10 protein-coding genes are annotated in these 12,384 nt (G+C 52.6%); 9 read left to right on the top strand and 1 reads right to left on the bottom strand.

From position 1 onward, the window contains the following. From PAT3040_RS13225 to PAT3040_RS13185, 9 genes are all read left to right on the top strand, one after another. Positions 1-464: 3-keto-alpha-glucoside-1,2-lyase-like domain-containing protein (locus tag PAT3040_RS13225; RefSeq protein WP_146200419.1), on the top strand; the 464-nt coding region annotated here is incomplete at its 5' end. A gap of 116 nt (positions 465-580) precedes the next feature. After that, complete coding sequence (locus tag PAT3040_RS13220) at positions 581-2,350, top strand: cache domain-containing sensor histidine kinase (RefSeq protein WP_258234965.1); 1,770 nt, start codon at positions 581-583, stop codon at positions 2,348-2,350. After that, positions 2,347-3,972: a response regulator transcription factor gene (locus tag PAT3040_RS13215; protein WP_108993022.1), complete on the top strand. Its 1,626-nt coding sequence runs from the start codon at positions 2,347-2,349 to the stop codon at positions 3,970-3,972. The genes PAT3040_RS13220 and PAT3040_RS13215 overlap by 4 nt, the downstream gene beginning before the upstream one ends. A gap of 130 nt (positions 3,973-4,102) precedes the next feature. Then, positions 4,103-5,509 (top strand): ABC transporter substrate-binding protein, encoded by a 1,407-nt coding sequence (locus PAT3040_RS13210; RefSeq protein ID WP_108993021.1) that lies wholly within the window; start codon positions 4,103-4,105, stop codon positions 5,507-5,509. 74 nt (positions 5,510-5,583) lie between these two features. Beyond that, positions 5,584-6,483 carry a carbohydrate ABC transporter permease gene (locus tag PAT3040_RS13205; protein ID WP_108993020.1) on the top strand — a complete coding sequence of 300 codons (900 nt, stop codon included), beginning with the start codon at positions 5,584-5,586 and terminating at the stop codon, positions 6,481-6,483. A 96-nt stretch (positions 6,484-6,579) separates the two neighbouring features. Next, entirely contained in the window at positions 6,580-7,485 is a 906-nt protein-coding gene (locus tag PAT3040_RS13200) for a carbohydrate ABC transporter permease (protein ID WP_108993019.1), read from the top strand. A gap of 26 nt (positions 7,486-7,511) precedes the next feature. After that, a complete protein-coding gene (locus PAT3040_RS13195; RefSeq protein WP_108993018.1) occupies positions 7,512-8,522 on the top strand; it encodes a glycoside hydrolase family 130 protein in 1,011 nt (336 codons plus the stop codon). A 57-nt stretch (positions 8,523-8,579) separates the two neighbouring features. Then, positions 8,580-9,938 (top strand): FAD-dependent oxidoreductase, encoded by a 1,359-nt coding sequence (locus PAT3040_RS13190; RefSeq protein WP_108993017.1) that lies wholly within the window; start codon positions 8,580-8,582, stop codon positions 9,936-9,938. Between the two features lie 177 nt (positions 9,939-10,115). Beyond that, positions 10,116-10,958 carry a helix-turn-helix domain-containing protein gene (locus PAT3040_RS13185; RefSeq protein ID WP_108993016.1) on the top strand — a complete coding sequence of 281 codons (843 nt, stop codon included), beginning with the start codon at positions 10,116-10,118 and terminating at the stop codon, positions 10,956-10,958. Here the strand turns inward: PAT3040_RS13185 and PAT3040_RS13180 are convergent. Next, on the bottom strand, positions 10,955-12,384 hold a 1,430-nt coding region (locus PAT3040_RS13180; RefSeq protein WP_258234964.1), incomplete at its 5' end, for an FAD-dependent oxidoreductase. The genes PAT3040_RS13185 and PAT3040_RS13180 overlap by 4 nt on opposite strands.

Genomic DNA, 12,384 nt, shown 5'->3' with positions numbered 1-12,384 from the left:
CCGGTTCGTGGAGCGTGACGGCAGACGGGTCGAAAGTGTTGACGCAAGCCGCCTCAGCCGCCGCGATCACGACAGCCGGCGATCCATGGACGGATTATGCCTATCAAGCCGAAGTCAAAATGCCTATCTCAAATGCCAATGCAGGTCTTCTATTCCGGGTTCAAGATGCGAACAATTATTATATGTACCGAATCAATGCGGCGACTCAGGTTGTGGAATTGTACAAATCCGTGAACCAGGTGCTGACTCTGGTGGCCAGCGCTCCTTTCGCGGCTCGGGCGAACCAATGGTATACGGTTAAGGTCTTCATTGAAGGCAATACGGTAAAAGGTTATGTGAACGGAGCTTTGATGACGGAATGGACCAACCCCGTAACGGAATTGACGGCGGGAAAAATCGGATTCCGGACCACCTCGGCGGGCGTATCTTTTGACGACGCCCTGGTTCTGGCACCTCCCGCCTAACGCCGGTAGGCGCGCAACAGAAGGAGCTGTCCCTTAAGCCGTGTACCGGCTGCGGGACAGCTTTCGTTTTTTGCATTGTCGAAGCAGCGGCTAGGGTGACATAATCATAGGAAATAATGTTAACGAAAGGTGTGACAAGCTTGGACTATCTCGGCAGGCAATCGCTGCGCAACAAGCTCCAAATCGCGTTTCTGGCCATCATCGTCATTTCTGTCCTGATGACCGGAGGGTTGTCCTATTATATCTCGGCCGCCACCATGGAGAAAAACGCGCTGAAGCTGACGCAGGACACGGTGGCAAGGTCCGCGCAGATTGTAGACGAGAAGCTGAACAAGCTGATGTTAATTATGATGACGTTTATGATCAGCCAGCCTTTTGATGAGATGCTGAGGGATGTCGTTTTCGGGGACGACAGCAGGTACTACAAGCATTTAAGCGATCTTGACAACGTTTTCTCGCAGGCGCGTGTCGCCGAACCGTTGATCCATTCCATCTACGTGTCTACGCCGATCGGCGAATTTTATCCCTCGTCCATGAACCGCAATCGGAAGAGCGCCTTCGAGGATACATTCTTGTATGAACGCATCGGACATGAGAAAAGGAATCTATGGGTGGAGGGACATGAGGATATGCTGTTCTCCGGCAAGGACCGCGTCATTTCGCTCATTCTGGAGCCGATCTTCGACACGCCGGTCAGCGGCGTTTACATTGTTGTGAATATTCGGGAGGATGGCTTTCGCAAGCTGGTTCAGGGAGATACAGGCGGAGGGGCATCAAGCTTTCTGCTGGATGATGAAGGGGAGACGGTCTACCCGCCGAATGAACGGCTGGTCCGTGAGGCGGTGGATGCGGGAAATCTGAGGAGCATGATGGATCGCTCGGAGGGCAGTCAATCCTTCGAATTGAACGGCGAAACCTATTTGCTTAACTATGCGGGCATAGGCATTGCGGATTGGACGATGACCACCATTCAGTCCCGGGCCGGCGTCTTGAAGGATCTGGTGTATGTCAAATGGCTGATCGCGGCGGTTGCTCTGGCTGCTTTCATTGTAACGACGCTGATCTCCGGCGCATTCTCGCGTTATTTGCTTATGCCGCTGCAAGGACTAATGAAAGTGATGAAGCGGGTCGAGAACAACGATTTGACCGCCCGCTTCGAGAGCGGCAGCGGGGATGAATTAGGGCAGGTGGGTCATCGCTTCAACCGAATGCTGGAGCAGATCGTCGTATTGATTGATGAGGTCACGGAGGCGCAGACGCTTAAGCGGTCTGCGGAGATCAAAGCATTGTCGGCGCAAATGGACCCCCATTTTCTATACAACACTCTGAATACCATCTACTGGAAGCTAAAGCTGAAGCAGATCGAGCCTTCGCAGCAGATGGTCATGTCGCTCTCCCGCCTGTTCCAGCTGGGCCTGAACAATGGACAAGAAATTACGACATTATCCAAAGAATTGGAGCATGTGCGTCAATATCTAGAGCTGCAGTTAAGCTGCTATGAAGGTTTATTTACTTATGAGATCCATGTGCGGGAGCCAGAGCTGATCGCGCTTTCGATTCCGCGCATCCTCTTGCAGCCGCTGACGGAGAACAGCATTCTGCATGGGTTTCGTGATCTGAAAAACGGCGGGCGCATCGAGATAGAAATCGACGAAGAGGGCGAGCTCTGGACGATCGTCGTGCGTGATAACGGCAAAGGCATGGAAGAGGATGTGGTGCGCGCCCTCTTCGGTCTGGAATCAAAGAAAGGGTATGCCGTATCCAATCTCATTCGGCGGCTCCAGCTCTATTATGGGGATAAGGCGACTTTAGAAGTGAACAGCAAGCCGGAGCACGGGACGGAAATACGGATTTCATTGCCCAAGAGAGGGGAGCAGTTCGAGTGAATCATACTGAAGCAATCAGCCTATGTATTATTGACGATATTAAGAGCGTGGTCGACGGTTTAACCGCGATGGATTGGGAAGAACAAGGGATTACGGTGGCCGGAGTATCGAGCAATGGCGAAGAAGGGCTTCAGTTAATCAGCAGATTGCGGCCGGACTTGGTCATTACCGATATACGGATGCCCATCATGGACGGGCTGAGCATGCTGCGCATGGTTCTTGAAGAAAACCGCAATTGCAAATTCATTCTCATTAGCGGCTATGCAGACTTTGATTATGCGCAGCAGGCGGTGCAGCTCGGAGCGTTTGATTTTGTGGTAAAGCCCTTTTCGGAAGAGGATATTATGTCCGCGGCGCTGCGAGCTAAAGCCGAGATTACGGAAGAAAGAATGCAATTGCTAAGCGTGAGGGAAATGGAAAACAAGCTTCGCGAAAGCATGCCGGTGCTTCGTCAGGAGTACTTCGCTCTTCTCGTAAACCACCGCATCTCCTGGGAAGATGCCTCGGAACGCTGGGACTTTTTGAATATTAAGCTGGAGCCCCGGGGGTTTGTCGTCATGCTTATCGAGATGGACAATGTACGGGAAGGGACTGCGGAGCCATCTATCCGGGAGTTGGAGCTGATCCGCTTCTCGTTGCTCAATATTATGCAGGAGACGCTTGCCGAGCATGCGCGCAGCGTTGTTTTCCGCTACCGTCTTAACCAGTACTTGGCCGTACTTAACGATACGGGAGTATCCAGTCCGATCGAAATGGCCGAGCAGATTTGCCGAAATATCGAACGATACACCAAGGTTACGATTTCCGTCGGGGTTGGGGGCAGAGTATCGGAGATTAGCGAGCTGCCGGATTCCTACCGCCAAGCTCAGCAGGCGCTTTCCCATCATCTGTTCACCGAAGGAAATACGGCGATCATGTATGACGATATCCACCAGAGCGGAAGTCAGGAGCCGCTGGCGCTTGAATATAAGGACGAGCTGCTGCTTGCCCTTCGTTCCGGGAATGTGGAAAAGACGGTCGCCATTCTGTCTACCATTGCGGTTTCGCTGCAGAAATTGGTCTCCCGTCAAAATCCGAATTATCTCCTCAGCCTGTACGATGAGCTGGCTGCTTCGGCGATCCGCACCTTTTACGAAATGGTTCCGTATTCGGACATACAGCCGCTGATTCAAAGCTTTAAGGCGGTACAGGGGACAGTCGGGTTGTCTCTAGCGTCTTTGCAGCGCCAACTGCTTACCTTGTGCACGGAGGGGGCAACGTTAGTGCACAAGAACAGCCTGTCTAGCGGCCAGAAGGTGGTTTATAAAGCGATTGACTATATGAAAAGCCGGCTGTCGGAGGACATTGCCGTTGGCGAATGCGCCGCCCATGTGCATCTTAGCGCCAGCTACTTTGCCAGCTTGTTTAAACAGGTGACCGGGATGACGGTGACGCAGTATATGACCTCGGAACGTATTCAGAAGGCGAAGGTGTTGCTCGTTGAGGGGGCGCAGGTTCAGGAGGTGGCACTCGCTGTCGGATATGAGGAACGCCGATATTTCAGCGATGTGTTTAAGAAGATCACCGGCCAGACACCCTCCGAATTCCGGGCAGGCTATCATACGGATCGGCCGGAGACATAAGCGGTTTCCCCCACTCGGACCATAGAAATCTATCCCTCGAGAGTGAATTAGACACACTCCTTTTCCCAGTACGAGGACCTATAATAAAAAAGAGCTCACAACTCAAATGTGAATTAAAGGGGTAGAATGTATGCAGAAAAAATGGTTAGGTCTAGGTATGAGTCTCATTCTGGCTACCGTAATAGCAGGCTGCAGCGGGAATGACAGCAACGGCAATGGCGCCAGCGCGACGAATGGTCCCTCCGAAGGAACCAAGGCGACGCCAACGGCAGAGGCGAACAAGCCTCCTGTGACGCTGAAGTATTGGACAGACGACCGTCACGATCAGGAATACATCAATGAAATGATCAACAAGTTCAATGAGACGAACGAGGACAACATTAAAGTGGAATTGACCGTTATGTCCGAGAACTATGCGCAAAGCGTCGACATTGCGTTTTCCAGCAACCAGGCGCCGGATGTGCTGCGTCTGAAGGGCGCCAATACGCCCGTTTTTTTCAAAAAAGGGTATCTGGAGCCGATTGACGGATTTCTTACCGACGATATAAAAGCGAAGTTCGACAAAGTTATTCTCGACGGCGTCAACCGATTTGACGACAAAGTGTACAGCTTGGCCAATAACGGTCAAACATTGCGATTGGTCTACAACAAGGATCTGTTCGCCAAAGCGGGTATCGAGAACCCTCCCGCATCGCTGCAGGAAATGGTCGACGCCGCCAAGAAAATTACCGAAGCCGGCAAGAGCGAAGGCGTTTACGGTTTCGCGCTGAACTTCAAAAACCCGAAATCGGCTTTTGACCGCTCCATTCGGGAAATTCTTTCCTTAAGCGGTCATCAAGGACTTGGCTTTGATTTGAAAACAGGACAATTCGATTTCGCGCCTTACTCGCAGGTCATCGAATATTTCAAACAAATGTATGCAGACGGAAGCATTCTTCCCGGCGCGGAATCGCTTGATATCGACCCGCTGCGCGCCCAATTCGCCGCAGGCAAAATCGGCATGTATCTTTCCTTCTCGACAGAGCCGGGCGTGTACAAGGATCAATTCCCGACAGAAATCAATTGGGGCGGCGCCCTGGCTCCAACGATCGATGGCCAGATCAAGGGGAAATCCGAGATCGTGTCCGCAGGAACATGGCTTGGGATCAGCGCCCAGTCGGCCAATAAGGAAGCCGCTTGGACATTCATGCAGTACATGTACGGAGACGAGATTCTGAAGAGCTATCATGAAAAAGGCTTTGGAATTGCCGTAGTGCCAGCTATCGTGGAGCAAGCCGCAAATCCGGATATTAACGGGATGGAGGGCTTCCTGGTTGGGGAACACGACTCCATCTGGCCGGTCGCGCCTACCGTTACTCCGGAGGGAGCGAATTATGCCGACGCTTTCTTCAAATATGTGCTTGCAGGCGGAGATCTGCAAGCCATCACAACCGATTTGAACGCAAGATACAATGACGCATTGTCCAAAGCAGTGGAGAAAGGCGAGGTTTCTGTGACGCCGAACCCTGCCTTTGATCCAACCAAGCCGCAGGGATAAATAGCAGGCAAGAATGGGGTTGCCGCGCAATTTCTGGCGGGGCCCCTTTTCTTTCCCTAATGGAGGAACGGATCATGAACTTGAAATGGAAACGATTCGGGGAGAATTCTCTATTTCTGTCCCCTAGCATTATTTTGACGGCAGTGTTGGGTGTTTATCCTTTAATCTGGATGCTGCGTTATATGTTCTATGACTATGTCGGTTACGGCGAACCGCTGTTTATCGGTCTGGAAAATTTCCGGCGGGTGATGCGCGACGGGCTGTTCTGGGAATCGGTTGGCAATACCTTTATCTATGCCGGGGGCAAGCTGGTGATTACGCTGCCCATTTCCCTGTTGCTTGCGGTTATCTTGAATGGCAAGCTGCGCGGCGGCAATCTGCTGCGTGGAATCTATTTTATGCCGACGATTATAAGCACCGCGGTCATATCTGTTGTGTTTTATACGATATTTAATTCTTATAACGGGATGGTTAACACTGCTTTGATGAAGCTGAACCTGGTCTCGCAGCCGGTCGACTGGCTTGGAACGAAATATGCGATGTTTACGCTTATACTTGTCGCGGTATGGGGCGCGGTCGGCAACTACATGCTGCTGTTTCTGGCCGGACTGCAGGGCATCCCGCAGGATCTGTACGAAAGCGCGTCGATAGACGGCGCGAACGCCGGAAGAAAGTTTTGGAACATTACGCTTCCGATGCTGGCTCCGGTTGCACAATTGGTTATTATGCTCGCGATTATTGCATCCTTGAAAGGTTATGAGAGCATCATGCTCATCACGGAGGGCGGACCGATCGGCAAAACCGAGGTCATGTATCTCTATCTGTATAAACTGTTGTTCCCGGTTGCTACGGGCATGCCTGTTGAGCAGCAGCTCGGATATGGCAGCGCCGTAGGCTTCGTTACCGCCGTTATTGTCGGCGCGATCACCGGCTTGTACTTCCTGTTAAGCCGCAAAATGAACAAAATGTATTAATGGCATTAAACGCTAATATTGCGCCTTTACAACTCGAACACAACGCCGCAGCCGCGTTTATGATAAACGGCTGCAGGCTTGCAGGAGGATAAGCAAATGAACGAACAAGTGTTATCCCGAAGACCGGAAAGGAAGGGGGATAAATCGACCATAGGCCTCGATTCCGGCCGCGCAGGCAGAATCGTGGGCCGTACGGTTATGTGGCTGTTTCTGCTGGTAACGGCTGCGCTGACCGTATTTCCATTGTTAATGACGCTGTCCGGCTCCCTCAAGACTGGCGCCGAGATGATGACCGGCGGCAGTCTGCTGCCGGCCAAGATGCAATTCTCCAACTATGCGGAAGCCTGGAGGCAGGCTAATTTTGCCCGCTATACCTGGAACAGCGCATTTATCAGCATTATAGCTACAATAGGCTCCCTGTTGGTAGCATCCATGGCGGCTTATGTAGTCGATCGGCGCCAATTTCCCGGCAAGGCGATCTTCGTGACGACTCAGGCGTCCTTGATGTTTATATCCGTCGGGGCTATCGTACTGCGCCCGCAATTTGATCTGATGGTCGTGCTGAACCTGAATACTACGTTATGGGGCGTTATCCTGATTCTGATCAGCGCTCATTCCAGCACGTTCTTCCTACTGCTTGGCTTCTTCAAAGCGATCCCTCGCGAGCTTGATGAAGCGGCGATGGTGGATGGCTCCGGGTTCATGCGAACCTTCTTCCTTATTGTTCTGCCGCTCTTGACGCCAGGACTCGGCGTGGCCGGCTTGTTCGAATTCCGTCATGCCTGGAACCAATACATTCTGCCGCTGGTGTTCACGATGACGAATCCGGAGTTGCAGCCCCTCACCGTCGGACTTGCCAATCTGCGTTATGGTTCTTCCGCGGCCATGCAAATTCACTTAATGATGGCTGGCGCGTGTCTGTCCATCCTGCCGATGTTGCTTGTATATATATTGGCGAACAAGTCCTTTATTCAGGTCACGTCGGGTTCGGTCAAAGGTTAATTTTAATGATAAGGAGTAACTTGCATATGAGCGATTTTACGGTAGGACCTCTGTTTTCCAGTCCGGTTATTACCCGGCATTCCGCGAATCCGATCTTGTCTCCGGGGGATGTGCCATACGGTCCGGCGATGGTTTTTAATGCGGGCGTTACCAAGTTCAAAGGCAAATACGTGATGGTGTTTCGCAATGACTACGGCGATGAGAGCAAAGAGACCGTTGCTCCGCATCATACTACGAATCTGGGACTGGCCTACAGCGATGACGGCATAAAGTGGGATGTGCGCCCTATGCCCTGCTGGTCCTGGCAGGATGAAGAGGTCATCCGCGTGTATGATCCCCGTCTGACGGTAATCGGCGATCAATGTTATATGTGCTTTGCGGTCGATACCAAGCATGGCCTGCGAGGCGGAATCGCCGTAACCGAGGACTTCAGCTCCTTCGAGGTGCTTAGCCTGACGTTGCCGGACAACCGCAATATGGTATTGTTCCCGGAGCTGATCGGGGGCAAGTATGTCCGTTTGGAACGCCCGATGCCCGTATATAGCCGGGGAGGCATTGACCGCTTCGACATGTGGATGAGCGACTCGCCCGACCTCAAATACTGGGGAAATTCCAAGCTGCTGCTCGCCGTTGAAGATGTAGCCTATGCCAACGACAAGGTAGGTCCGGGCGCTCCGCCCGTGAAGACGGACAAAGGCTGGCTGACTTTGTTTCATGCCGTCGATATCGACCGCAATCGGGGCAAGAATGGCTGGGAGCCGAGTTGGAAAAAAAGATATACTTCCGGCATTATGTTGCTGGATCCGGATGACCCTAGCCGGATCATCGGCAAGGCAGAAGCGCCGTTGCTAGCGCCGGAAGCCGCGTACGAGACAGATGGAGGCTTCCGCAACGATGTGATTTTTCCCGGGGGCATGATTCTGGAAGACTCCGGAGAAGTCAAAATCTACTACGGCGCCGCCGATACCGTAGAATGTTTGGCTACTGCCCACGTCGATGATTTGCTGAAGCTTTGTCTGGATGGCGCAAACAAATAGCGCGCACCAATAAACCATAATGATAGGTTATACCTGTACAGAATTGGAGTGGTTGCTATGAACAAACAGATTACGTTGCCGTCCGCCAGCATCCCGGTTTCGAGCGAGGTCGATGTGCTGGTCATCGGCGGAGGCGCATCCGGAATCGCCGCTGCTATTGCCGCGGCGAAAGGGGGAGCGCGCACCATGCTGGTGGAGCAGAGAGGATTTCTTGGCGGCATGGGCACGGTAGCGCTTGTACCGGCGTTCTGCCCCTTCACGGATAAACGGAAGCCGATTATCCGCGGTCTCGGGCTTGCGTTAATGGAGCGGATGAAGCAGGCCTGCGATCCCGAGTTCCGCAAGGAATACGAGGAGATGCTGGATTGGGTGCCGATCGATCCCGAGGTGCTGAAACGCGTCTATGACGATGCCATTCTGGAAAGCGGCGTTATTCCTCTGTTTCACACCTTTGTATACGATGTGGTATTGTCCGAGGACCGGCGGACGGTAGAAGGCGTCATTGTCGTCAACAAAACGGGACGTTCCTTCATCTCATGCCGGTATATTATAGACTGTTCGGGTGATGGAGACATTGCCGCGCTTTCGGGAGTCCCTTTCCAGAAGGGCGGCGAGGCAGGAGAGCTTCAGCCCGGCAGTATGTGTTATTTGCTTGCGAATGTGGATCGTCCGAGGTTCAACCGGTTTCTGCAGGAGAGCGGGGACACGGGTCAACTGCACAAGACGGTCGAGCGGGCAATCGAGGATGGTGCACTGCCGGAAGGGCGCAAGTCGATCTCCGGTCTTGCCTGGGTCAGCGACTACCTGGTTGGCGTTAATTTCGGCCATGTATTCGGGGTAGACGGCACCCTCGCGGAGGATCTGACAAGGGGTGCGATCGAAGGACGGCGTACGGCGGAACGCCAGCTGCGGTTCTTCCGCCGTTATGTGCCGGGCTTTGAGCACGCTCATATGGTGGCAAGCGGAGAGCAGCTTGGTATCCGGGAGACTCGTCGTATACAAGGAGATTATATTCTTACGGTTGATGATTTCCTCGCTGCGCGCTCCTTCCCGGACGACATTGCCCGCAACGCGTACTACATCGATATTCATCTCGCCAACAGCAAGAGCGATATGACCTTCAATCACTTGCCTCCTGGCGTTTCGCACGGGGTACCGTACCGAATCATGCTGCCGGTCGGCATAGACAACCTGTGGGTTGCCGGACGCTGCGTATCCTCGGACCGAGCGGTGCAAGGCTCCCTGCGGGTGATGCCGAACTGTTTCTCTATGGGGCAAGCTGCTGGAACGGCAGCTACACTCGCGCTTCGTGACGGCGCGGGCTCGCGCGGCATTTCCGTGGCCGAGCTTCAACAGCGGCTGCTGGAGCAGGATGTATGGCTAGGAGAAAATGGGGTGCCGACTGAGAGTCAGTAGGACGGAACGGGAAATGACCTGACTATTCAACGGTTAAGAGATTACGGCACGCAGCTGAAGGGATGGCGGTATAGGGTGGAGTCCCTATGCCGCCATTTTTTTGTTTTCGCCTGTCCATCACCCGGAAGAAAATATATAATCGGAGCAGAACGGTAATTTCCGGGAGGAACGCCCTTCATGACAAAAGCAGTCCAGTACGGATCTTCCGTCATCTATGCCAATTATTTCACGCATACGAAGCCGCACTCCGTGAAGTATAAGGACGGGCTGAACTTCTACCTGTTTCGGCTCCAGGCAGAAGGAACATGCCGTGCGCTTGTGGCTGGAAAGTACGAAACCATTATCCCTGGCGACTTGCTTATCTATTCGCCCGATCAGCCGTATGAGCTGGATGTGCAGCCAAGAACCTCTCCGGCATCGGGTGCGATTCAACCCGTCAGGGACTATTTTATGACCGGCAAAGGGGAATGGCTGGATTCGTGGTGGAACAACAAAGACCTGCCAACCAAAACGAACATCGGCTTTGACGATACGGTCATAACCTTATGGAAACATTTGATCAGCGAAAAGAAAAAGGTGACGCAGCACCAGGAAGAAATCATGGATTATCTGCTTAGAACGCTTTGCCTGACATTGGAGCAAGCCATCCAAATCAATCAGCGCTCCAAGGGAGCCGATATCGCATACAAGCTCAAGCAATACATCGACAATCATGCCCATGAACCGCTTAGCTTGGAGAAAATATCGGCATCCGTCGGCCTTAGCGTCTCTCGATGCTCTTACTTGTTCAAGTCCGCTTTTGGCGGGTCGTTATTCGCCTACTGCATAGACGTTAGGCTGAATCTGGCAGAGCAGCAGGTGTTATACAGCAATCTTGCGCTGGAGCAGGTCGCCGACAAAACGGGCTTCCAGAGCTATGCGCATTTCTGCCGAGTATTCCGTGAACGGTACGGGCATCCCCCGGGCGAATACCGGCGTAAATTCGGATTCCGGTTCAATCAGTATGAAGACCTGGATTAGACGTCCTCATACAAAACCTGATTATCACGTGTAAGCATGGCATGCAATTGCTCGACCTGTACATGCTGAACGATGCCGTCCCCATCAAGCGCCAGCGCGGCCGCGGTTGCAGCGGATTGGCCCAGAATCATAAATACGGGCTCCATCCGGATCGAGCCGTAGGCTGCATGGGTAGCGGAAACGCATACCGGTACAAGTAGATTGGTGCACTCCGATTGCTTCGGCACAATCGCCCGGTAGCTAATAGGGTAAGGGGCCTTCAATTTAATGTAAAATCCACCCTCGGTGCTTACATGACCGTCTTCATTGACATAGTATTGAGTGTGGTGCGAGTCTATGGCGAAGGAGCCCATTCCTATGGAATCCGGAACCGGGTTTTCCAGTCTGACATCATGCTCCGTCACGACATAATCCCCGATCATTCTGCGGGATTCTCTAATGTACAATTGGGGAGTCCAATGGCCGCTTTCGATAAATTCATCGCGCGGCAAGCCCCACGGCTTGTAAACCGCGGAAATTTTCTCCGGCACGCGGTGATGGTTCTGTATCGTCCAAACATAACCTTGCTGATAGATACGGTGGGCATTCAAAATCTGTTCCCGAGTATCATAATCCGCTTCCGCATAGTTATGGTTCATTCCGTTATAATCCGTAGAAATGCCGCTGTTGTTATTGGAATCCGTCTTATCCGAGGTTACCATGTTCAGCTTGAAAAACTTCGTGTTTTGTCCTTGCTCGATGGCCCGGAACAAAATTTCATAATCGGCCTCGTTATATCCCTCGGGCTTTTCAATCTCTACGCGGTTGTCCGGATTGTTCGTCAAACACATGCGAAAGTTATAAGCTTGAAGCTTGGTATCCCCGTCGCCTATGTTACCGCCGGGGTTTGGATTGACGCGCTGAATCAAGCCGCTCGAGGGATCCCCTTTAATGACATAGGGATCGATTCCGCTCGGCAGCTCATTGCCGGGACGGATGCCGTTTAAAGTTTCACCATATTGCGAATTCGACTCCCGGCCTACAAAATAAGAGACGCCGGCATTGCCCATCAGATCCCCTTCGTAAGAAGCATCTATAAACATCTTGCCTCTATAAACGTTTCCGGATTCCGCACGAATCGAGGTAATCGTTGAGCCTCGTTTGACCACGCCATTCTTTAAATCCAGCCTTTCTCCATAGATGACCTCGATGTTGTGTTCCCGCACCAAATCATGTAAAACCTCGAGCGCCACCTTAGGTTCAAACAGCCAACGGGCATCGTCTTGCGAATATTTGCGGGCTACCCGCTGGTAGAATTCCAAGGACAAGCCGCCGATCGCTTGTTTCATCCCCACATCTGTATCTCCCAGGCCTCCGCTGGTCAAGCCCCCAATTCGCTGGCCTTGCTCTATGACTACCGTGCTTTTTCCCATTATCTTCGCTTGAA

The sequence above is a fragment of the Paenibacillus agaridevorans genome (assembly GCF_003112455.1).
Classification (GTDB): Bacteria; Bacillota; Bacilli; order Paenibacillales; family Paenibacillaceae; genus Pristimantibacillus; species Pristimantibacillus agaridevorans.
The sequence above is the reverse complement of the archived record's forward strand: the minus strand, read 5'-3'. Positions and strand labels throughout refer to the sequence as shown.